23 protein-coding genes are annotated in these 23,480 nt (G+C 48.9%); 17 read left to right on the top strand and 6 right to left on the bottom strand.

What is annotated here, in order from left to right:
• Positions 1-5 precede the first annotated feature (5 nt).
• Positions 6-929: a DUF7916 family protein gene (locus KNO76_RS00305; RefSeq protein WP_214881323.1), complete on the bottom strand. Its 924-nt coding sequence runs from the start codon at positions 927-929 to the stop codon at positions 6-8.
• An 86-nt stretch (positions 930-1,015) separates the two neighbouring features.
• Here KNO76_RS00305 and KNO76_RS00300 point away from each other — a divergent pair, with 86 nt between their 5' ends.
• Entirely contained in the window at positions 1,016-1,570 is a 555-nt protein-coding gene (locus tag KNO76_RS00300; protein ID WP_285800416.1) for a maltose acetyltransferase domain-containing protein, read from the top strand.
• 22 nt (positions 1,571-1,592) lie between these two features.
• Here KNO76_RS00300 and KNO76_RS00295 read toward each other — a convergent pair whose 3' ends face one another.
• Genes KNO76_RS00295 through KNO76_RS00285 form a run of 3 tightly spaced genes read right to left on the bottom strand, consistent with a single transcriptional unit; the run spans position 1,593 to position 2,793 of the window.
• Positions 1,593-1,835, bottom strand: coding sequence for a hypothetical protein (locus tag KNO76_RS00295; protein WP_214881318.1), 243 nt, complete (start codon positions 1,833-1,835; stop codon positions 1,593-1,595).
• Positions 1,807-2,286 carry a P-loop NTPase family protein gene (locus KNO76_RS00290; RefSeq protein WP_214881316.1) on the bottom strand — a complete coding sequence of 160 codons (480 nt, stop codon included), beginning with the start codon at positions 2,284-2,286 and terminating at the stop codon, positions 1,807-1,809. Before KNO76_RS00290 ends, KNO76_RS00295 begins: the two co-directional genes overlap by 29 nt.
• Positions 2,287-2,793, bottom strand: a complete 507-nt coding sequence (locus KNO76_RS00285; RefSeq protein ID WP_214881313.1) for a hypothetical protein — start codon at positions 2,791-2,793, stop codon at positions 2,287-2,289.
• A gap of 137 nt (positions 2,794-2,930) precedes the next feature.
• On the opposite strand from KNO76_RS00285, the gene KNO76_RS00280 reads away from it, so the two are divergent.
• The 14 genes from KNO76_RS00280 (at position 2,931) to nhaC (ending at position 19,525) form a co-directional block, all read left to right on the top strand.
• Positions 2,931-4,397, top strand: a complete 1,467-nt coding sequence (locus KNO76_RS00280; RefSeq protein ID WP_214881311.1) for a phytoene desaturase family protein — start codon at positions 2,931-2,933, stop codon at positions 4,395-4,397.
• An 11-nt stretch (positions 4,398-4,408) separates the two neighbouring features.
• The gene (locus KNO76_RS00275; protein WP_214881309.1) at positions 4,409-4,825 is read left to right on the top strand and encodes a GNAT family N-acetyltransferase; all 417 of its coding nucleotides are present in this window, start codon (positions 4,409-4,411) and stop codon (positions 4,823-4,825) included.
• A 100-nt stretch (positions 4,826-4,925) separates the two neighbouring features.
• Positions 4,926-5,357, top strand: a complete 432-nt coding sequence (locus KNO76_RS00270; protein ID WP_012726155.1) for a YlbF/YmcA family competence regulator — start codon at positions 4,926-4,928, stop codon at positions 5,355-5,357.
• Between the two features lie 53 nt (positions 5,358-5,410).
• Positions 5,411-7,939, top strand: coding sequence for a DNA mismatch repair protein MutS (gene mutS, locus KNO76_RS00265; RefSeq protein WP_214881308.1), 2,529 nt, complete (start codon positions 5,411-5,413; stop codon positions 7,937-7,939).
• Positions 7,940-7,943: 4 nt separating this feature from the next.
• The gene (mutL, locus tag KNO76_RS00260; RefSeq protein WP_214881307.1) at positions 7,944-9,761 is read left to right on the top strand and encodes a DNA mismatch repair endonuclease MutL; all 1,818 of its coding nucleotides are present in this window, start codon (positions 7,944-7,946) and stop codon (positions 9,759-9,761) included.
• Positions 9,762-9,926: 165 nt separating this feature from the next.
• Positions 9,927-10,571, top strand: coding sequence for a 50S ribosomal protein L25/general stress protein Ctc (locus KNO76_RS00255; protein WP_214881306.1), 645 nt, complete (start codon positions 9,927-9,929; stop codon positions 10,569-10,571).
• Positions 10,572-10,898: 327 nt separating this feature from the next.
• Positions 10,899-11,729, top strand: coding sequence for a formate/nitrite transporter family protein (locus KNO76_RS00250; RefSeq protein WP_074035310.1), 831 nt, complete (start codon positions 10,899-10,901; stop codon positions 11,727-11,729).
• Positions 11,730-11,920: 191 nt separating this feature from the next.
• Positions 11,921-13,771 (top strand): anaerobic ribonucleoside triphosphate reductase, encoded by a 1,851-nt coding sequence (locus tag KNO76_RS00245; protein WP_214881305.1) that lies wholly within the window; start codon positions 11,921-11,923, stop codon positions 13,769-13,771.
• Entirely contained in the window at positions 13,749-14,204 is a 456-nt protein-coding gene (gene nrdG / locus KNO76_RS00240; protein ID WP_214881303.1) for an anaerobic ribonucleoside-triphosphate reductase activating protein, read from the top strand. Before KNO76_RS00245 ends, nrdG begins: the two co-directional genes overlap by 23 nt.
• Before the next feature lie 54 nt (positions 14,205-14,258).
• On the top strand, positions 14,259-15,077 hold the full coding sequence (locus tag KNO76_RS00235; RefSeq protein ID WP_214702152.1) for a fumarylacetoacetate hydrolase family protein: 819 nt from the start codon (positions 14,259-14,261) through the stop codon (positions 15,075-15,077).
• A gap of 111 nt (positions 15,078-15,188) precedes the next feature.
• Positions 15,189-16,454, top strand: coding sequence for a S1C family serine protease (locus KNO76_RS00230; protein WP_026826093.1), 1,266 nt, complete (start codon positions 15,189-15,191; stop codon positions 16,452-16,454).
• Positions 16,455-16,510: 56 nt separating this feature from the next.
• Complete coding sequence (locus KNO76_RS00225; protein ID WP_214881291.1) at positions 16,511-16,855, top strand: DoxX family protein; 345 nt, start codon at positions 16,511-16,513, stop codon at positions 16,853-16,855.
• A 17-nt stretch (positions 16,856-16,872) separates the two neighbouring features.
• Positions 16,873-17,961, top strand: a complete 1,089-nt coding sequence (locus KNO76_RS00220) for an amidohydrolase (RefSeq protein WP_214881289.1) — start codon at positions 16,873-16,875, stop codon at positions 17,959-17,961.
• A gap of 136 nt (positions 17,962-18,097) precedes the next feature.
• Complete coding sequence (nhaC, locus tag KNO76_RS00215) at positions 18,098-19,525, top strand: Na+/H+ antiporter NhaC (RefSeq protein ID WP_214881287.1); 1,428 nt, start codon at positions 18,098-18,100, stop codon at positions 19,523-19,525.
• 15 nt (positions 19,526-19,540) lie between these two features.
• On the opposite strand, the gene KNO76_RS00210 is transcribed toward nhaC, so the two are convergent.
• Positions 19,541-20,743, bottom strand: a complete 1,203-nt coding sequence (locus KNO76_RS00210) for a hypothetical protein (RefSeq protein ID WP_214881285.1) — start codon at positions 20,741-20,743, stop codon at positions 19,541-19,543.
• Between the two features lie 80 nt (positions 20,744-20,823).
• Between KNO76_RS00210 and KNO76_RS00205 the strand changes: the two genes are divergently transcribed.
• Both KNO76_RS00205 and KNO76_RS00200 read left to right on the top strand, forming a co-directional pair.
• Positions 20,824-21,954 (top strand): mandelate racemase/muconate lactonizing enzyme family protein, encoded by a 1,131-nt coding sequence (locus tag KNO76_RS00205; RefSeq protein ID WP_214881283.1) that lies wholly within the window; start codon positions 20,824-20,826, stop codon positions 21,952-21,954.
• The gene (locus KNO76_RS00200; protein WP_026826087.1) at positions 21,941-22,612 is read left to right on the top strand and encodes a hypothetical protein; all 672 of its coding nucleotides are present in this window, start codon (positions 21,941-21,943) and stop codon (positions 22,610-22,612) included. Before KNO76_RS00205 ends, KNO76_RS00200 begins: the two co-directional genes overlap by 14 nt.
• 37 nt (positions 22,613-22,649) lie before the next feature.
• Here KNO76_RS00200 and KNO76_RS00195 read toward each other — a convergent pair whose 3' ends face one another.
• On the bottom strand, positions 22,650-23,399 hold the full coding sequence (locus KNO76_RS00195; protein ID WP_214881281.1) for a GDSL-type esterase/lipase family protein: 750 nt from the start codon (positions 23,397-23,399) through the stop codon (positions 22,650-22,652).
• Between the last annotated feature and the right edge of the window lie 81 nt (positions 23,400-23,480).

The raw sequence follows: 23,480 nt of genomic DNA, 5'->3' as shown, positions 1-23,480 counted from the left end.
TTGAGTTATCGATTGACCGAAGCGGCCATGCGAATGTATGTATGGCGTCTTCCACGAATGGCAATCGAAAGTGCCTGAATGTTCTCTGGTACGGCGATTCCAGACAATCCGGCGTCACCGATATGAACGATGTCCGCACCGCCGCGCTTCGAAGAGAGTGCGATGTCCCGAACGGTCGCGACATCAGCCCCTTCTTGAGACGTTCCGATGGCTGCTAGAGTGAGTGCCCCGAGCGCTTGCAATTCTTGTACGAGTTCGTGGAACGCCTCTTCACGGACGCCAGGTACCGTGCCTGGCGCCGGTAGTAGGATGATGTCTGCGCCAGCTTCGACGAAGCGGATATATGCGTCGCGGTCCAACACATTGCCGGCACCGGCCTGATGCATCTTTCCGGCAATGATGACCCCAGCGAATTCACGACGCGCCTGAATGATCGCTTGTTCGATTGCTTCATTTGTGACCCCGGTATTCGGGTTACCTGTCAGACAGACGAAATCGATACTGAGCTCAGATGCTTTTTGGAACGCTTCGATTGAGGCGAGTCTGCCTCGTTTCACTTCATTCATCTCAGACGACTTCTCTGAAAAATCGACAGGTTCCAAGTTGACTCCAATTGGCAATCCGATCAGTCGTTTTAATTCCAAGATCGGATGGTCGCTCATCTCATCACCTGGCATCTCGCCGAACAGCGCATGACTTTCAAGTCCTTTAATATAAGGATGGAACACATCCAACATGTTCAATAAAATCAAATCGGCACCGAACGCTCGCGCCAGTTCTGCGTTCGTTACTTCCGGGTAAAGCGGCTGCACCGTCGGAATGACCTCGGCCATGACCGTCCGTCCCTCCGCTTTTCGAATTGATTCGACTAGATCTTGACGATTAAACGTGATAAAATCACTTGCCCGACAGTCTAATATTCGTTTCATCACATCTGCCTCCTTCTGCTCATCACTCTCTCTATTCCCTAAATGATTTGAAAATCCTCTATACTATTCATTGAGGAGGGATGAAAATGACGGAAAAAGAAAAGATGATTCGTGGCGAATTATATTTAGCTGGTGATGACACGCTCGTCGCCGACCGTAAGCGTGCTCGGCGATTAAGCGAGCGATTCAATCGTTCAGGAATCGATGACTTGGAAGAGCGAAAAGAAATTCTTAGCGCATTACTTGGTTCAACGAAAGAGTCGTATTACATCGAACCGAGCTTCAAATGTGATTACGGGTACAATATTCACTTGGGAGAGCGGTTCTATGCGAACTTTGATTGTGTCTTTCTAGACATCTGTCCCATCACGTTTGGGGATGACTGCATGCTTGCGCCGGGCGTACATATTTATACGGCGACACACCCGATCGACCCGACTGAGCGCATCTCTGGGTATGAGTTCGGAAAACCTGTGACCATCGGGGACCGGGTATGGATCGGTGGTGGGGCCATCATCAATCCGGGAGTGACGATTGGGGATGAGGTCGTCATCGCATCTGGTGCGGTCGTCACAAAAGATGTACCGCCACGGACGGTCGTCGGAGGTAATCCGGCGCGCGTGATCAAGACGATCGACTGACAAAAACTCCTGAACACGAGGTTCAGGAGTTTTTGACGTTCATGGATTCAACGTACTGATGAATCGCTTCTTGTGTAAGCTGGAGTGCCGTCTCATCACCGATCGTCACCCGAATCCCCGTCGGTTGTTTCGACGTGTGTACGTTCAAGGCAGTCAAATGGGACCATACTGCTTCAGGCTGCTCTAACTCGACATACAAAAAGTTCGTCGTGGCAGGGAGGACATGGCCGATGGATTCAAAGGCAAATGCCCACTTTTGCCGCATCTCGTCGTGCCATTCGATTGTTTCTTGAAGATAAGTCGCATCTTTTAAGGAAGGCGAAATCGAGTTTTTCCTCACAGAATGCACCCATGTCAGGTCGTGTCGTACCACGGTAACGGATTACTCGTTTAAGGACACGGTATATACAGACGATGCGTGGAAGATCGATTAAAATGACAGTGTCCGCTGCCTGCAGTCGTAAATCAAGCGTATTCCCGAAGTTTCCATCGATGATCCATTCACCTTTCTTCACGAGTTGCTGTTGAATACTGATTCGCTCTTCTCTTGTTGCCATCACCCATCCCGGTTTCCACATGAGGGCATCTAAATGATAGACATCAAGTTGTAATCGTTCACCGAGCTGGCGGGCGAGTGTGAATTTTCCCGCACCGCCTGAACCGATAATCATGATTCGTTTCATGTTTATATTGCTATTAATCGGTAAGTTGCTCATCTATTCTTGCTCATCCTCCAATACAATCCATTTTTTCAGTTGTCCATCTTTTTCATAAATCACCCGAAAGTCCATCTGTCCGATGACGAAACGTTGATCCGAACTGAACACGACGATCGGATAGTTCGTGGACACCGGCTTGTCGGTCTCAAAAATAGGGCTATGCGCCTGCATCGCGTAATATCCGTCCGATCTCGTGTTGGCAGCACCTGCGTCGATTTGTGTCACGTGTTCAAATCCTCTCAGTCTGAGCACATAACTGTACGATGTTCTCGCCCCACGTTCGAGACGCCATTCTTCGATGATGGCTGACTTATCGTCTATCGTTCGTTCTTCTAGCACTTTTTGCGCCGTATACTCTTTTTCATAAGGAATCATTTCCTGAATGCTGACGACCGTCATCGTCGCGAGCTTGAGCGACTCCTCAGAAGGCGGGGTAATCAGTATACCAATAAAGATGAGGATGGGAATCAATAAATAAACCATGACACGACTGCGCATTTTCATCACCTTACCTTTTCAGATGTGAACTATTTCTGCATAAGAGAATCAGTTCCCTTCAAAAGAACGCTGGAATCTTAAAAACCGATTCATTTCTTCAATTTTTTGAAAGAGCGGGTATGATACAGAGAGGAGGGATGTACATGAAAATCGGAGTCATTGGTGGAGGTGTCGCAGGGTTGACAGCAGCTGCGCTCGCGCAGCAGAAAGGGCATGATGTAGTCGTCTTAGAGGCATCACGTGAATGGGGCGGGTGTGCCGGGAAGTTTCAACGGGGTGACTACTTGTTCCCGGCAGGCGCGACGCTCGGAATGGGATTTGAGCAGGGAGGGGTCCATCAGCGGGTTCTCGAGAAGATTGGAGAAGCGGTCGAGGTCACTTTATTGGATGAAGTAATGAATATTCATCTCTCGGACCTTACCATCACATATTATCGCGACCGAGAACGTCTCCTCGATGAGCTCAGTCGTACCTTCCCTGAGAACAGTCAGGCAATCCATGCGTTTTACCGAGAAGTGTGGGGAGATTTTGAGAGGATTCGTCCGTTGTTTCAGCAGTTGCCTGCTCTTCCACTTCGGACGACATCAGACATGGTTTACGCGCTGAAAGGTTTTCGACCGAATCAAATCACAACGCTCCTCAAACTCCAGCGGCCACTCGGTGACACGTTAGCTCGTCATGGACTAAACGGTACGATGTTCGAGCGATTCATCGATGGCGTTCTGCTCGACAGTTTGCAAACCGGTGCGAAAGACGCGAGTCATTTACTCGGTGCAGTGGCGCTGTCGGTCTATCACGAAGGGGCGTACTATGTAGAAGGTGGACTGTATCAATTGGCTCATGCGTTAAAGCGCGCCGTTCGGACGTTTGGTGGGGAGACGAAATTAGGGAGAGACGTCCAGTCCATCGAACGAGTGACGGATGGATGGCTCATCACCGATCGAAGAGGACGACTTGAACTGGTCGATGTCATTGTTTCCGCCATCCCGATTGAACGGACGAGCGAGCTTCTGAGAGGACAAGAACAACGACGTTTCAAACGACAATACCGCAGACAATTGAAGCAGTCGCAATGGGGCACGTTCAGTCTCTATCTCGTCTTGCCTGAGGATGTGTGTCGACAGAAACCGCTGTTTCAACAAATTTATCATGAGCGATTACCGAGTGGGCATGCGTTCATCTCCATGTCTGCGCCAGACGACGTGTTACGGACAGAGCGTCCTGAACGAACCATCACGGTCTCTACACATATCGATTTATCAGAATGGCAATATTGGAAAGACCGGGCAGCCTATGAGAAACTAGAACAAGATTGGACCGATCGTCTCGTCGACGTCGTCGCCACTGCGTTCCCTGCATGGGACCGTGAATCGTCACTTCTCCTTCCTGGTGGACCAGGTGCATGGGTGAAGTATACGAAGCGACCGCATGGGGCAGTCGGGGGGTATGCGCAGACCCCAAGACAGGCGCTCTTTCGCGCGGCGAGTTATCGGACGGACTTACAGGATTTTTACGTATGTGGAGATACCGTGTTTCCGGGAGCGGGAACAATTGGCGCGATGACGAGCGGATTACACGTCGCCCGAGCACTCGGTGCCACGATTGATTAGGGGGAATAGGGATGAAGAGAAAAGCATTTCATGAACTGACAACGATTGAACTGTACCGTTTACTGGCGCTACGGACTGAGATCTTTGTGGTCGAACAAAACTGTCCGTATCAAGAAATCGATGGGAAAGATGAACAGGCCATTCATTATTGGATTGAAGAAGATGGAGAAATCGTCTCAGCCCTTCGCGTGTTGACGGAAGCATCTCCGGTCGCCATCGGGCGTGTCGTCACGAAAGCGGCGCATCGAGGGAAAGGGTATTCCCGTAAGTTGATGGAAGCAACAATCGAGGACTTCGGACATGAGACGCTGTATCTTCAAGCCCAGACGTACGTTGAACTGTTTTATGCATCGTTTGGCTTCAAACGGACGAGTGACGTATACGAAGAAGACGGGATTCCACATGTCGATATGTTACGTGAATCCTAAAATCCCGCTAGTACCGTTTCCGAATCGTTCATGTTAGAATGAGAAAGAACATTCACGTGCCATTGAGCACGATTACATCATAGACATAAAGGGGTTTACAATGGTGACCGATCAACAAGTAATTGCAAAAGCAAGAGAATTGGCAGACGTATTAGCACAAACACCAGAAGTGGCACGTTTCAAGGAAGCAGAAGCGAAAGTAAACGGAAGTGACCGCGTACAGACGTTGATTAAACGAATCAAGTTCTTACAAAAAGAAGCGGTCAACTGTAAGCACTACGGCAAGACGGAAGCACTTGCGAAAGTCGAGCAAAAGATTGATAAAGCGATGGAAGAACTCGACTCGATTCCGGTCGTTCAAGCATTCCAAGAAACACAAGTCGAAGTGAACGATTTGCTTCAATACGTGACGGTCACGCTCGCGAACTCCGTGACGGATCGCATCATCGAATCGACGGACGGAGACGTCCTTGCAGGGAAGACAGGTAGCGGCATGGCGGCTGAACAAGCACGCGGCGGTTGCGGATACTAAAACGACACAGCTGGCCGATGGTCAGCTGTTGTACTTTCTAGAGGTGAATCAGCATGCAAGAAGTCCATCAAACACCAATGATGAAACAATATTTCTCCATCAAGGCAGACTATCCGGACGCCTTTTTATTCTATCGACTCGGCGACTTTTACGAGTTGTTTTTTGAAGATGCGCAAATTGTCGCAAAGGAGTTAGAGCTCACGCTCACTTCTAAAAATGGGAAGCAGGCCGAACACCCAATTCCAATGTGTGGCGTCCCACACCATTCGGCGGCAATCTACATTGAACAACTGATTGAAAAAGGATTCAACGTCGCCATCTGTGAACAGACGGAAGACCCGAAAGCGACGAAGGGGCTCGTGAATCGGGAAGTCATTCAAGTGATTACGCCAGGTACATATATGGCGTCACTTAGCGAGAAAGAGAACCGTTATCTTGTCGCCATTTCAAATATCGCGGGACTTTTTGGGATTGCTCGCGGTGACGTGACGACCGGTGAATCATGGTTGACGACACTTTCGTCAGAAGAGGCCGTCTTGCGAGAAATCGAAGGATTGCTCCCGAATGAGGTCATCGTCGAGGACGAGCGACTGTCTGATTTGTTACGACAGACCGGGATCCCTCTTTCGATTCAAGTGGACAAGCGGGATAGTCCGCTCGCACAAGGTGCGAAAGACGATGCGCAACGCTCGGCATTTGAATTGTTATTTGCCTATTTGACGAAAACACAGAAGCGGTCGCTCGACCACCTGCAACCGGCTGTCGCCTATGAAGTTGAACAACACATGCAACTCGATGCCAATACGGCCCGAAATCTTGAGTTGTTCCGTTCGGCTCGTTCAGGGGAACGGAAAGGGTCACTCCTTTCACTCCTTGATGAGACGACGACGGCGATGGGCGGTCGATTGTTGAAACGTTGGCTCGAACAGCCCCTTTATACGGAGCAAGGCATCAAAGAGCGACAGGACGCCGTCGAGAACTTAGTGGACGACTTCATGTTGCGTGATCAACTTCAAGAAGAGCTGAAGCGAGTCTATGATATCGAACGCCTTGTCGCAAAAGTCGGGTACGGGACGGCGAATGCTCGGGATCTCGTCCAACTACGTGACACGCTCGAGCGGATGCCAGCCGTCCTGTCACTCTTACAGACGGTAAAAGCCGATCGCTTACAGCAAATCGAACAGAATCTTGACTCGTTCGAGACGTTGAGTGATCAGCTTCGGGCTGCCCTTGTCGACTCACCACCGATCTCGACGAAAGAAGGTGGGATGATTCGTCACGGTTATTCTGAAGAGCTCAATGAACTGTTAGAGGCAAAAGCGAACGGGAAATCGTGGATTGCCAACCTCGAACAACAGGAACGCATCGCGACCGGCATCAAGTCGTTGAAGGTCGGGTATAACCGCGTATTCGGTTACTACTTGGAAGTGACGAAAGCGAATGCGAAGTTGCTTGAAGAAGGACGTTATGAGCGGAAACAGACGTTGACGAATGCGGAACGTTACATCACGCCAGAACTGAAAGAGAAGGAAGCCCTCATCTTAGGTGCGGAAGAGAAGAGCTGTACGCTTGAATATGACTTGTTTGTCGCACTTCGCGAAGAAGTGAAGAAGTACACGAAGGACCTTCAGCAATTGGCCCGTTCACTCAGCGAGTTGGATGTGCTCCTCGCTCTTGCCGTTGTGGCCGAAAGACGAGAGTATGTCCGCCCAGTTACAGCGAAGCATGTACAAATCGAACGCGGACGTCACCCTGTCATTGAGACGGTCCTGCCGAGAGGCGAGTATGTCGCCAATGACTTGACGCTTGACGACTCGCGTCAAATGTTGCTTATCACGGGTCCGAACATGTCCGGTAAATCGACGTACATGCGTCAATTTGCCTTGATTGCAATCCTTCATCAAATCGGTTCATTCGTCCCGGCAGAAGCAGCGGAACTCCCGCTTTTTGACCGTATCTTTACACGAATCGGTGCGGCGGACGATTTAGTGAGCGGACAGTCGACGTTCATGGTCGAGATGACCGAGACGCGACAAGCGGTCACCGAAGCGACGAAGCATAGTCTGATTCTATTAGATGAGATTGGTCGCGGGACGTCGACGTATGACGGAATGGCGCTCGCACAGGCAATCGTTGAATATATCGCCTCGTCTATTGGCGCGAAGACGCTCTTCTCGACGCACTATCATGAATTAACGGTGCTCGAAGATACGATTCCGACACTTGAGAATGTTCATGTCCGGGCGATTGAGCGGGATGGGCGTGTCGTGTTCTTGCATGAAGTACATCCGGGACGTGCCGACAAGTCATATGGGATTCACGTGGCAGAATTGGCCGAACTCCCAGGTTCGTTGATTGACCGGGCCCGGACGATCCTCTCAGAGCTCGAGTCGGAAGCAACGAAACCGAGTTTGAACGAGCAACCCGCTCCACCTCCAGTGGAAGAAGTCAGCCAGTTGTCGCTGTTCGAGTCGAATGACGCCGTACGGGAACAACTGCTTAAACTCGATTTGTTGGCAATGAATCCAATCGAAGCGATGCAGGCACTTTATGAACTGCAACAGACCGCAAAGAAAGGGTGAGTCGATGGGAATCATTCGAGAGTTACCGGAACAACTCGCGAACCGAATCGCAGCCGGGGAGGTCGTCGAACGACCGGCTTCCGTCGTGAAAGAATTAGTCGAAAATGCGATTGATGCGGGAGCGACGAAAGTAGACGTCGACTTACAAGAAGCGGGGATCCGTCTCATCAAAGTCCGTGACAACGGGCATGGATTCCATGAAGAAGATGCGGCGCGAGCCTTCTTGCGACATGCGACGAGTAAGATCCGGGACGAGCACGACTTGTTCCGTATTCGGACGCTTGGTTTCCGCGGGGAAGCGCTCGCCTCTATCGCTTCGGTCAGTCAAGTCTCATTGAAGTCAAAACGTGCGGACGAGGACGGTTTTGAAATGACGCTTGAAGGTGGTGTCGTCAAGGCGACGAATCCGGCAGCGACGAACGTCGGAACCGAAATTACGGTCAGCCAGCTCTTCTTCAACACACCAGCCCGTCTGAAATATTTGAAGACGTCAGCAACAGAGCTTGCGAGCATTACCGATACGTTGAACCGTTTGGCACTGTCTCATCCAGAGATTCGCTTCACGGTCTTCCATGAAGAGAAAGAATTGTTGCGAACGAACGGGAATGGCGACTTGAAACAAGTCATGCTCGCCATCTATGGTCGTCAAGTCGCCGCACAAATTGTGACGGCATCGAGTAAGACGAACGACTATACGCTGAGCGCACATCTTGTGCGCCCGGAAGTGACCCGTTCGAACAAACAATACGTGACCCTCATCTTAAACGGTCGAAGCATCAAGAACTTTGCGCTGACCCAAAGTGTGCTCGAAGGCTACCATACGCTCTTACCGATCGGTCGCTATCCGATTGCCGTGCTCGAGGTGAAGATGGACCCGATGTTGATTGACGTGAACGTCCATCCGACGAAACGTGAAGTGCGGTTGTCAAAAGAAAAAGAACTATGCCAACTCATCAGAGAGACCGTTCAATTGACGCTCCGTGAGCAACGTCTCATTCCGTCTGTGAAACAAGAATTAAAGCCAAAACGAGAGACACCGTCTGAACAGTCGAAACTCGACTTTTCGATGGAGCCGCAACCTAAACAAGCAGACACCGTCGAATGGAACTATCCGATTCCTCGGGAACGCAAAGAGTCGCTCACATCTCCTTCCCAGTGGAATCCGGCTCCGCTCGTTCATGAGCCGGAGCCAGAGATGCTTCAGCCAGAACAGGTCGAGGAACCCGTTCGTCAGTCCGAACGTCTTCCGGCGTTAGACGTCATCGGGCAACTCCATTCGAGTTATATCATCTGTGGAGCGGAAGACGGAATGTACGTGATGGACCAACATGCTGCCCAGGAACGCATCAAGTATGAGTTGTTTTATGAGCAGTTAGGACGTCCGGAAAAAGAGTATCAGCTTCTATTGATTCCGTTGACATTAGAATTCACACAAGAAGAAACGCTTGCCATCGAAGAAGTACTCCCGCTCCTAGCGGATGCCGGCATTACGTTAGAGCCGTTTGGGGGTAACACGTTCCTTGTCCGTGAGATTCCGACATGGTATCCGCAACATGACTTAGAAGGTACGATTCGTGATTTAGTAGAGATGGCGATTCAACAGCGGTCGATTGACATCGCGAAATACCGCGAGGAAGCATCAATCCTCATGGCGTGTAAACGATCGATCAAAGCGAATCATCCACTTAATATGGAGATGATGCGACAATTGATTGATGATTTAAGCCGAACAACGTCTCCTTTCACATGTCCTCACGGTCGACCGATTCTCGTGAAGTGGAGCACGTACGAGCTTGAGAAGTTGTTTAAACGCGTCATGTAATCGTCTTGTTACTTCTTTTTAATACGATGTAACGTTTATTCAACAGTCCATATGGGAAAACTATACACATGTCACGCAACGCATCGAGGTTGAGAGGTGGCTTTTTCACTGCCTCACCCTCAAGATGTCGACATGAAATGTATATCCATGTAGGAGGAAAAGAAAATGACGAGCAAACTTCAAGTATCAAAACGAGAATTACGCCCACGCTCACTACGCACGAAGTTGCGTAACGAAGGAAAAGCGTTAGGTGTCGTCTACGGCTATAAAGTAGACAGTACGCCAATCGTGTTTGATGAGATGGACCTTCGTAAAATTCTTCGAGACCATGGTGACAATGCCTTGATTGAACTCCATTACGATGGAAACAAAATCAACACGCTCGTGCACGGATCGGAAACGAACCCGTTCACAAACTTCTATCAACACGTTGAGTTCATGGCTGTGAAGATGGATGAAGAGACAGAAGTCGAAGCGGATATCATCCTTGTTGGTGACGCGAAAGGCGTCAAAGAAGGCGGATACCTCGCCCAGTCGCTCTACAAAGTGACGGTCGCAGCGACACCTGCCAACATTCCTGAACGGATCGAACTCGATGTAACTGATCTCGAAATCGGTGACTCGGTGACGGTAGCAGACCTTCCGAAAGACAAATCGTACACGATTGTCTCAGAGTCAGACATGCATATCGCATCAGTGAATGAGCCGGTTGCTTCTGAGGAAGAAGAGACGGAAGAAGCTTCAACTGAAGGGGAAGCTTCAGAAGGATCTTCTGAAGAAACAGAAGAATCGACTGAGGATAAAGAATAAAAGTTACGTCTGTGTCTGTAATAATGACACGACTCAATTGAGAGGAGCATCGTCCCGAGATGGGGCGATGCTCCTCTGTTTATGAAGCAGCTCTGTTTACTGAACATTTTTTGAGCAACCGATTTTCAGATTCCAAATTACACTAACATTTTTGTTTGTCACAAATCCGCCATATGTAAACGATTACGATGTGAACACTCTGTCAATTCCTTCTAGAAGTGATTGCCAACAGAGACTGTACAGTTTATATTGTTAATGATTTCACATATTAGAACTGATACTTTCCTATTTAATTATTCAGAAAGAAGGGTTTGTGACATGGCATCAATGGAAATCCATGCACTCGAATCATTACGGAAAAAAGCACAGGCTTCCTCGCAAATGATTCATTATCGTCCAATGGAATACTTTTTACGGGCAATGTTAGCCGGGATCTTCATCGGCTTTGCTTCAATCTTTACGTTGAAAGTCGTTAACGGTATGTATTTAGCGGAATCTCCGTTCACGACACTCATCGGGGGCTTCTCGTTCGGGATCGCGCTCGTCATGATCATCTATGGGGGAGCCGAGTTGTTCACAGGGAATACGATGTATTTCACGACGTCGACACTTCGCGGTTATACGACGCTCAGTGATACGATGCTCGTCTGGTTGCTCTGCTTCGTCGGAAACGCACTCGGGGGCATCCTTTTCGCATTATTACTAGCACCGACTGGCGTCATCCAAGAACTTGGCATGAACAATTGGTTGTTCTCCGTTGTTGAGGGGAAAATGCATCATACGACGGTCGAAATTTTCTTCCGCGCCATCTTCTGTAACTGGATGGTCTGTCTCGCTATTTTCTTACCGAAACAAATGAAAAATGAGTTCGCTCAAATCTTCTCGATGATCTTCCTTGTCGCGGTCTTCTTCGCTTCAGGATTCGACCACGTCATTGCCAACTTCGTCTTGTTCGCCTTGACGCTCGTCGTTCCACATCCTGAGACGATCAGCATGGCAGGTGCGATTCACAACTTGATTCCTGCGACGTTCGGTAACATTATCGGCGGTGCCCTCTTTATGGGAGCCATCTATACATGGCTTAACTCGAAAGGTCTCCGTGAGGCACAAGAACTCGAGGAAGAAGTCGAATTAAAAGTCGTAAAAGCTGCTAAATAAATGACGTTTATCACATATAACGTTGAGCCTTGTCTTATCGAAGACGAGGCTCTTTTTTGTCGTAAAGGCACAGATAAACTGTCACAATATCGACTCGTGACCATCGAGAAAAATACGTGTCATAATCTATATATAGGATTTTAAAAACAATTTTAAATGTTTAAAATCCATATATAGTGAGGTGATAGGTTTTGAAATTATTGCAGTTGTATGAGGACGTCTGCGTCTTACCAGACCAAGACTTAGTGCAGGAAAATGCGAACGTGGACGGAAAGTCCCCGCTCGGAAAATTAGCACGACTCTCTTCAGAAGTGTCTAAAGAACTGTCGCAGACGTATTTAATGTCGGAGCAATCAAAACAGGCCGTAAGTGAGAACTATCTATACGTGCACGACGCCGACTATTACATCACAGGCTCAACGACATGTTGTCAAATTCCACTCGGTCAATTATTAAAAGATGGATTCCATACGGGGCATGGAACGATTCGGTCACCAAAAGACATTCGTTCCGCCATGGCACTCGCGTCCATCATCCTTCAAGCGAATCAAAATATGCAGCATGGGGGACAGGCGTTCCCGATGTTTGACGTCGATTTGGCACCGTATGTCGAGAAGACATATGAGCGCCAACTGAGCCGACTCCAATCATTGCCTGTTGACTGGGACGATGTGCAATTGGAGCAACTCGCGGAAGAAGAAACTATCTCTGCGACGTATCAGGCGTGTGAAGCGTTCATCCACAATGCGAACTCGATGCATTCACGAGGTGGCGGGCAAGTGCCCTTCGTCTCAATCAATTACGGGACGGACACCTCAAAGTGGGGACGCATCCTCATTCGGGAGTTGCTACGTGCCACGGAACGTGGGTTAGGGAATGGAGAGACCCCGATTTTTCCCATTCAAATCTTTAAAGTAAAAGAAGGCATCAACTTCCACGAGGACGATCCGAACGTCGATCTTTTCCGTGAAGCGTGTCGCGTCACGGGCAAACGGCTTTTCCCGAACTTTTCTTTCATCGATGCCCCGTTCAACGCGTCATACTACGATGGGACGCATGAATCAGAGGTGGCGTATATGGGCTGCCGCACTCGGGTCATGGGAAACCGGCACGGGGAGGAGACGTCAATCGGACGTGGCAATCTTTCCTTCTCCACACTCAACTTAGTGAAAATGGCGCTTGTCTCGGAGTCGCTCACTGACTTTTACCGCATTCTCAACCGATATATCGACATCGGCATCGAACAGTTGGTCGAACGTTTCGACTATCAATGCACGCGTCGCGCTGAAGAATTCCGATTCCTCTACACACAAGGTGTCTGGCGTGGAAGTGAGCAGTTACATATGCAAGATGAAGTCCGAGACGTATTGAAACAAGGAACGCTCTCACTCGGCTTCATCGGGCTCGCCGAAACGCTGAAGGTGTTGACAGGTAGTACACATGCCGAGTCGCGTGAGGCGGAACGAATCGGTCTCGACATCGTCACCCATCTAGCCAATCGAATGCGTGTGGCAGCCGAAGCGTACGATTTAAATTTTTCGTTGCTTGCGACACCGGCAGAAGGACTGTCAGGTAAATTTGTGACGCGAGACCAGGAAGAGTTCGGGATGATTGAAGGTGTCACCAATCGTGCCTTCTATACGAATTCGTTCCATGTGCCGGTCTATCAGTCTGTATCCATCCGTGAGAAAATTCGGATTGAGGCACCGTATCACGCGTTATGTGACGCTGGGCATATTTCATATGTCGAGGTCGACGGTTCTCTCGCCCACAATGCGGAAGCGGTAGAATCGATTGTCCGCTTGATGCGTCAGCATGACATCGGCTATGGTTCCATCAATCATCCGGTCGACCGTTGCGGGAATTGCGGGTTAGAGGGATTGATTGATGCGGCCTGTCCGACTTGTGGCGAGGATGAAGACATCGAACGAATCCGTCGGATCACCGGTTATTTAGTCGGGACGATGGATCGCTGGAATACGGCAAAGCGAGAAGAAGAACGAGCGAGGGTGAAACATGATGCGCATTCTATCCGTCGTTGAAGAGTCTGTGGTCGATGGACCGGGGATTCGGACGGTCATCTTTACTGCAGGCTGTCCCCATCGCTGTAAAGGTTGTCACAATCCGTCTTCCTGGAATCCAGCCGGTGGTGAGGAAGTCGAAGTGGAGGAACTCGTTCAACGCATCAAGGTGAGCGGCTGGGACGGTGTGACTGTCTCAGGGGGTGAACCGTTTCTTCAATTGTCAGCGTTAGCGGAACTCGTCATGGCATGTAAGTCGCTCGGTAAAAATGTGTGGGTGTATACCGGTTATACGCTTGAACAGTTGGAAGCGATGCACGACGAAACGGTTCAAACCGTGTTAGACTACGCCGATGTGCTCGTTGACGGTCGCTTTGAGCAGTCGCTACGAGACATGGGACTCCGCTTTCGGGGATCGAGTAATCAACGGATCATCTTTTTGAATAAAGTGTAATCGAGGCAGAGATGTCTCGATTTTTTGTATAATGATAAAAAAGGGGGAGTATTGATGAAATGGTGTAGTTTTGAGATGCAGGAAGAACAAGGAGTGGGAATTGTCGAGGGTGATTTCGTCTACGATGTCAGCAATCAAGTACATACGACAAACTTACTCGAAGTCATCGCGCGTGAATTCGAGCCGGATATCGATTTGGACGTGGCGCCCTCATACCGAGTGACGGAAGTGAAGCTTCTCGCCCCATACCGTCCGCTAAAAAACGTGATTTGTATCGGCAAGAACTACGAAGAACACGTGAAAGAGATGGATACAGCGGGAGCGGGGAAACTCGTCATCTTCACGAAAGCGCCGACCTCGGTCGTCGGTCCGGAGGCTGTCATTGAGCGTCATCCGGAATTGACGGATAAACTAGACTATGAGGGTGAGCTCGCCGTCATTATCGGCAAGTCTGGACGAGACATCGAAGCGGTCGAGGAGCACATTTTCGGTTACACTATTCTAAACGATGTGACGGCTCGAGACGTACAAAAAGAACATGTCCAATTCTTCCGTGGTAAGTCGTTCGATACGTTTTGTCCGATGGGACCGTTCATCTTGACACCTGACGAGCTCCAGTTCCCTCTCCAAATCAAAACAAGTGTTAACGGGGAGACGCGTCAAAACGGGACGACAGCCGATATGATTCGTCCGATTGACGAGCTCATTCGTACATTGTCGAAAGGCATGACGCTCGAAGCGGGTGACATCATCGCGACGGGTACGCCTGCCGGGGTCGGGCATGGGATGACGCCACCGACGTATCTTCAAACGGGAGACACCGTCGAAGTGGCGATTGAAGGTCTCGGTACGTTAAGAAATGTGATTGTCTGAATGAAATGACGCAAAATGTGAAGAATCTTGTAATTCATTTATCATTTTATAAATGAGTGTTCCTCTTCGTTATAGTAAGGGTAGAAGATAACACAGAGGAGATGAATCATTATGGATCGTCACGATCAATCAAATGAACGCGATCAATTACATGAATCAGAGCAACAAAAAGATTGGTTAGATACAGAACTCGGTTCATCCAACCGAGAAGAGACAATGGTACGAACACAAACAAAACCGTCATTCGTCAGCCGCATGTTCCCAGGACTTGTGGGCGGGGTCATCGGGGCATTGCTGACGGGCGCAATTGCTTACCCGTTTATCGACCAACCTGCAACGAGTGTCAGTGACACGAACGTGACCTCGCAAGGGACTCCGGTCCAAACGTCATCGAACGTATCCGATTCTTCGGTCACGAATGCCGTCGCGACCGCCCAACCTGCCGTCGTGACCGTGAACAATTTCGCCCAAACCGGATTCTCAAGTGAAGCCGTCGAGGCTGGAGTCGGGTCGGGCGTCATCTATAAAAAAGAAGGCGACTCGGCATATATCGCAACGAACCACCACGTCGTCAATGGAGCGGACAAGCTGACGGTCACCTTTAATGACGGAACGACAGCGGAAGCGACACTCATGGGAAGTGACGCGACGTATGACTTGGCCGTCTTAAAAGTTGACGCTGATAAGGTACCGGCCGTTATCTCAATCGGTAAATCGAGTGAGTTGAAACCGGGACAAACCGTTATTGCCATCGGGAATCCGCTCGGACAATTCGAAAACTCCGTGACACGCGGTGTCGTCTCCTCGACGTCACGTCTCGTACCGGTCGATACGGATGAGAACGGACAGGCCGATTTCAACGCCGAGGTCATTCAAACGGATGCGGCCATCAACCCAGGTAACTCAGGTGGTGCGTTAATCAACGAAGAAGGACAACTCGTCGGGATCAACTCGATGAAGATTGCGACGGCAGAAGTCGAAGGAGTCGGATTCTCAATCCCGGTCGACATCGCGCTTCCGCTCATCAATCAAATCGAACAGACGGGAGAAGTGAATCATCCTTCGCTCGGCGTATCGCTTCGTGACGTGTCAGAGTTCCCTCCAGGTTACTTGACGGAACAAATCAATTTACCTGAATCGGTGACGGCGGGGACGATTATCGTAGAAGTTCAGCAAAACAGTTCAGCTGCGAAAGCGGGTCTTGAGGCACGTGACGTCATCGTAAAAATCAATGACAAAGACGTCAGCTCGTTCATTGATCTCCGTAGTGAATTGATTCGAGATACAGACGGAACGGTCGACATCGAATATGTCCGTGACGGAAAAACGGAGACGGTTCAAGTCGAGATTCAAAATGCGAACGGTTCTGCATTGTAAAAGGTGGGCAATAAGCCCGCCTTTTTTGCTATGCTAATACAAAAGGAGGATGAGATATGGTACGAAACTTATATGGGGTGCTACTCTTCGGGGCAGGGATGTTACATTTTGTCAGAGAGAAGGCGTTCATGTCGATTATTCCGAAGTCTTGGCCGTTCCGTCGACTGATGGTGCAACTGAGCGGAGTCGTGGAAGTCACATTCGGAGCGATGCTCTTACTGAACAAGGGGACGTCGTTCGTAAAACGGATGTTGCCGGCATTTTTTATCGCCGTCTTCCCGGCAAATATCAACATGGCTGTAAAACCTTCTAAAATCGGTGGGAATGTCATTCCGAAATGGATCACGTTGGGGCGACTCCCGCTTCAATGGGTACTTATCAAAGGCGTGAAAAAAATATAAAGGGTGGGGAGATACATATGACAATCGTATTCAAGTGGTTTGAACATTTTCATGAACATCCAGAAGTCAGTTGGAAAGAAATTGAGACGACGCGTACGATTGCTTCAATTTTATCGGACTGGTCGATTCCCCATCGGACGTTTGAGGATGTGACCGGGGTGATTGCGGAGATTGGATCGGGTGAAGACGTGATTGCGGTTCGAGCCGATATCGATGCGTTATGGCAACAAGTGGACGGTACGTTTCGAGCGAATCATTCATGTGGGCACGACGCGAACATCAGCATGGTGCTCGGTGCCCTCGAGCAGTTGAAGGACGAGGTGTTACAGAAGCGAATCCGCTTCATCTTCCAACCAGCTGAAGAACAAGGAAACGGTTCACTCGCCATGATTGAACGGGGCGCGCTTGAAGATGTGACGCAACTGTTCGGGATCCATTTGCGTCCACAAGAAGAGTTGAAAAAGGGACAATACGCGGCAGCGCTTCAACATGGGGCTGCCTTCTTCCTGAAGGGAGAAGTGCTTGGAGATGATGCACATGGTGCGAGACCGCATCAAGGACAGAACGCACTCGACGTCATCTTTACGATTCAACACATGTTAAAGAGCATTTACTTGTCGCCGTTTGAGCCGTATTCTGTCAAGTTGACGAAAGTCCATGCCGGGAGTGACAACATGAACATCATTCCAGGAAATGCGACGTTCTCGATTGATGTACGCGCTCAACAAAATGAAGAATTGCACGAACTGCGCAATCGTGTCGAAGACATGCTACATCACGTCAGTCAACTCCATCACGTGAAACTGGAATGGGAGTGGCAAGACTTCACACCGGGAGCTGTTGTCGGGGAAGAATCTAGCCAAATCGTCAAGCGAGCGATTAAGAAACGCTTCGGTGAGTCGGCTCTCGTCGAACGGATTGTCACGTCAGGTAGTGATGATTTTCATTTTTATACCGTTGAGAAACCGTCACTTGATGCAACGATGATTGGCATCGGGGCTGATTTAGGTCCAGGTCTTCATCATCCTCATATGACGTTTGACCGTGACGCCTTGGAAGACGGGGCACTCCTGCTCGCGGATGCACTCCGGATTGCAGCGACATAAATCAGGATGAGTGGGATAGACAGATGTCTGTCCACTCATTTTTTTATTGCATCAACCCACTGTAAGCGCTATCATAACGTTATTAGCGACAATATAACGACAATTCTGAATTTTCGCTATAAGGGGAGGAAGCTAGATGGAAACAATGGGGAACAAAAAAGACATGAAACTAGGATGGGCACTGTTGCCACTCAGTGTGATGATTGTCGTCATGCTCATCTCGATCGTTAAGCTCGGTCAAGGACCACATATCCCGCTCATCGTTGGGACGGCAGTCGCCTCGATCGTCGCCTGGCGTCACGGGTTCAAGTGGAAAGAAATTGAAGAGATGATGTATAAAGGAATTCGTCTCGCCTTGCCGGCAGTCGTCATCATCATTCTCGTCGGGTTGACGATTGGAGCATGGATTGGTGGAGGGATTGTCGCAACGATGATTTATTTCGGACTGAAAATCATCTCACCGGCATACTTTTTGTTAACGATTTGCCTCATCTGTGCGGTCGTCGCACTTTCGATCGGGAGCTCATGGTCGACGATGGGGACGATTGGAGTAGCGGGGATGGGCATCGGGCTGAGTATGGGGATACCAGCGCCGATGGTAGCGGGGGCTGTCATCTCGGGTGCATATTTTGGCGACAAGATGTCACCATTGTCAGACACGACAAACTTGGCGGCCGGCTTGACTCATACTAATTTATTCGTACATATCCGACACATGTTATATACGACGATTCCAGGACTCATCATTGCGCTCGGGGTCTACGCATGGCTCGGTAGACGATTTGCGGATTCGACGACAGACTCGTCCGAAATCACGCAGACACTAACGATTTTAGAGGACAGTTTTGTCATCTCACCATGGTTACTCATCGTCCCACTCGCCGTCATTTTGCTCGTTGCAAAGAAGGTGCCGGCGATTCCGGCACTCGTCGTCGGGATTGCACTCGGTTTCTTGGCTCAAGTGTTCATCCAAGGCGGAACGCTTGCTGACAGCGTAGGCGCTCTACAAAGTGGCTATGTCATTGATACTGGAAATGAGCTGGTCGATAACCTCTTCAGCCGAGGTGGTCTTGATGCGATGATGTACACGGTCTCGATGACCATCGTCGCGATGACGTTCGGTGGGATTTTAGAATATTCGGGAATGTTACAATCCATTATGAACCAAATCTTGAAGTTGGCGAAAACGGCAGGTTCATTGATCGCTTCAACGATTTTAGCGGGAATTGCGACGAATGCGACGTGTTCCGAGCAGTACATCTCCATTGTCGTCCCGTCACGCATGTTTGCCGGTGCTTATGAGAAAATGGGACTTCAATCGAAGAATTTATCTCGTGCCCTCGAGGACGGTGGAACATTGACGTCGGTATTTATTCCGTGGAACACGTGCGGGGTATTCATACTTGGGACGCTCGGTGTCGGAGCGTTCGAATATGCGCCATACGCCGTCTTAAACTTCATCGTACCGGTCATTTCGATTTTGTATGCCTTCACAGGATATACGATTGAACGAATGGCGGTCATTCAACAAGAAGAACCTGTCGCTGAACAAGCGGCTCAATAAAACGATTCCCGGTCGTCAATCGACCGGGAATTGAAATTTATAGACGGTGCGCGGACGACCTTGGCTGTAGCTCATCTCTTCGCCAATCGGATGAACGAGTTTTGCATCTACCAATTTTTTGATGAGTCGCTCTGTCGTGCGACGTGTCACATTTAAATGGTCGGTCAGCTCTTTCGCTGTAAACTCGAGATGGTCCATTGAAAAATGAATGAGCTTTTCGATATTGGTCGGACTCATACCCGTCTGTTTCATCATGTCATAGACACGCGTTTGCGTGACGCGGAAATGAATCGGTGCCGGTTGGTCGGTGAACGTCATTCGTTTTGAATCGTCGACGATGCGTATAGCGGCATTGTTTGTCGTATGAAGGGCAAGTTCGGCATGCTCAACGGCGCGTTGATAATCGGAACCATACCCGATCCCTACATGACCAGAAATGTTCTCTGACAAGATGGAACCGTTTGACATGGCGGAGTCAATCTTTCCTTTACTCGATAATAGGACGATACCGTCTTGAGTGGTCTCCATCAATTTACCACCGAAATAATGATGTGTTGTCACATGGTTGAGCGTATCTTCATTGGCATCCGAGTAGAAGAGCACGGCGAGTTGGGACTGGTCTGATTTGTTCAATCGAATCTGTTGAATAAAATCATGGAAGTGGTGGAGAATTCTCTCTTCTGGCTCAATCATGAGTTGACTAACAAAACCATTTTCCACTAAGTGTCGATGAACTCGCTCGACACTCGTCAAAGCGAATCGAGTCGTCCCATTTCGTTGAAGTTGCTCATGAAACGAAATCAACTCTTCGAAATTCATATACGGACTAAGTTCTTTCACTTGCGGTGGCGACATGTGGCTTGGAAACGATGCTAAAATTGATTCAAGTCGTGACGCATCAACGAGATCGATGGAGAGCTCTTCGATTCGGAGCTGCTCAGTCAATGTCACGTATAAAAGTGACGTCAATAACACGACATCATCTTGAACGACGTGATGGGCAAATGGAAGGTTCGCTTCCTCCATCGCATACGTATAAGGGAATGAACCGGAGAAGAACACTCCATCAAAAAATAGGAGTTGTGTAGCGATGTCTTTCGCTTCACGTGGGTCATCATAAGGAAATTCTTCGATCCGGACATCGGGTAAGGAAGAGGAACCTTTCCGTACCTGTTGAATAAACGCTGGTGAGCCGACGACGGCGATATGGATGGACATATAAAAATCCCCCTTGCAATTTAGCGACTATATAACGACAATATAGAGGAAAGAGCAGTTGAAGTAAAGGAGTGATGAAAATGAATATTCAAAAAATAGAAATTTTCTCGGTTCGCTTTCCGTTAAAAGTACCATTCATCGTCAGTTATCATCGTTATGATGATATGCCGTCTGTCATTGTCAAAATGACCACGTCTTGTGGACTGATTGGTTATGGAGAAGCCGTGGCGGATGAGCATGTGACAGGGGAGTCGGCAGAGAGCACTGTCAGTGTCATCCGTCATCTGTTGGCGCCGCTCTTAATCGGAAAAAATCCGATGCATCTAGAGCATATTCATGACGAGATGGACCGTGCGATTCGTGGTGTTCCGGCTGCCAAAGCAGCGCTCGATATCGCGTGTCATGATGTGATTGGGAAAAAAATCAATCAACCGATCTACGAATGGATTGGCGGTCGGTACCATGAGTCATTCCCAGTCACTCACGTCTTGAGTATCGGAGAGCCGAGCCATATGGCACAAGAGGCACTCGAACAAATGAAACGAGGCTATACGGCCGTGAAGATGAAGGTCGGAGTCGATGTGCAAACGGACGTGGCGCGTGTCAAGGCGGTACGGGAAGCAGTAGGAAATGACGTGCCGATTCGAGTCGATGTCAATCAAGGATGGGTCAATGCGGCCAATACGGTTCAAGCCATGCGTCTACTCGAACCGTATGGAATCGACTGGGTCGAACAACCGGTCAAGGCGGATGATTTTGAAGGCATGTTCGAAGTGAAACAAAAAATCTCCGTCCCACTCATGATCGATGAAGGGCTGAAAGACGTTCACGATATGAGACGCTTGACGATGATGCAGGCAGCCCATAAAGCGAACATCAAGCTGATGAAGTGTGGTGGCATCTATCCGGCGAAGAAGTTAGTCCATATGGCGGAAATGTCGGGGATTGAATGTCAAATCGGTTCAATGGTCGAATCATCCATTGCATCGAGTGCAGGATTCCACGTCGCTTTCTCAAGTAAAATCGTGAAGACGGTCGAGTTGACGGGACCTCTCCGGTTCGGGAAAGATGTCGGAAACTTATCATATGATTTACCAATCATCTCGCTGCACAATCGTCCGGGACTCGGTATTGATGTCGATGAAGACGTGTTGCGTGAATTGACGACGGATTCTTACGTGATTGGAGAAGATTCGCATGTGGCAAGGTGAAATCAAAGACCTTTCACTTCAAGTAGACGTTCTAAGCTTGTCAGATTTACCTGAACTATTGTCCGTTCAAGATGCGGTCATTCAGGTGTTGGCTGAACCAGAACATTATCAATCTCTATCAATCGAAGAGTTCACGAAACTATTGAAGGATCAGACGTTGATTGGGGCAAAATCAGATGGTCGGATCATCGCATTCCGAGCGATGCTCATCCCGCCGATTGACAACGAACATTTAGGGCGAGATATCGGTTGGCCAGAGGATTTGCTTGAACGTGTCATTTATCAAGAAGTGACGAACGTCCATCCAGAATTCCGTGGATATGGACTACAGACACATTTAGGCAAACTGTTGATGTCACAAGTTGAATCGGATAACCGATTCGATGTCGTCTGTGCAACCGTCGCCCCATTCAATATTCCAAGTATGAAAGACAAATTCTCTCTTGGACTCCGAATCGGTGCGTTTAAAGAGAAGTATGGTGGGAAACTTCGATATATTTTTTACAAAGAGATGCATCGTATGTGGCAACCTACTTCAGAAGTGACGGAGGTGCCGATGGAAGATCGGGCGCGACAAGTTGAGTTGCTTCAAGCAGGTTGGGTCGGGACGGACATGATGAAACAAGGGGAACAGTGGGTCGTTCGATATGAGAAGTAAAAAATCCTCGTCAAGCTTAGCCTGACGAGGATTTTTGTTACTCAAGGACGAAGAGTACATCATTCGCAATTTTTTCATACGTGCGGTCACTCGGATGGAATTGGTCGGTCGCGAGATCTCGTGATAAATCAGAGATGTAGGAGAACGGGTCAATCACATTGATGTTTTGAGCATTCGCCAATTGTTTCGCAGATGCATTCCAATCGAGGATGAGTTGATTGAACGCCTGTCCGTTCTCATCATTTTGAAACGGATTGTATAGACCGATATAGACGATGGTCGCCGAGTCGTTCAATGATCGAATTTCAGAAAAAATGGTTTCAAGATTTGTCTTCGCATCCGTGATGACTTGTTGAATATCGACCTCTTCGAAATTATCGACATTTTCTCCACGGTTAAACAAATCGTTTCCTCCGATGGTCAACGTGATATATCGGGCGTTCTCGATTGTCCGACGCACTTCGGGCTGCTCGAGTTGTCTGAGTAAATCTTCTGTGCGTGCTCCAGAGATGGCCAGGTTTTGGTTACGGACACCGTCTTCTTCAAGTACCGTACTTACGGGTTGAACATATCCAGCACCAGACGTTGACCCTACTCCGCGCGTCAACGAATCGCCAAGTGCGACGTAGACGTCTCCTTCTGGTTCAGGGCGTTCGTCTTCGGAAACGGAAAGTGTTCGTTCCGGGGGGTTGACGATATCCTGATAACCAATCCATAGACCGTATAAGGCGATTACCGTTAATAAAACGGCACCACTTAAAAATGCATACCATTTCGACTGTTTCATGGGCTGACCTCGCTTTCTATACACATATCATATCAAAAATGTATGGATGTGCCCTATGTGAATGTTCGAATAAGACAGATT

Source organism: Exiguobacterium sp. s101 (assembly GCF_018617835.1).
GTDB classification, from domain to species: domain Bacteria; phylum Bacillota; class Bacilli; order Exiguobacteriales; family Exiguobacteriaceae; genus Exiguobacterium; species Exiguobacterium marinum.
Note: the sequence above shows the minus strand (reverse complement) of the source record. Positions and strands in the feature narration are given on the sequence as shown.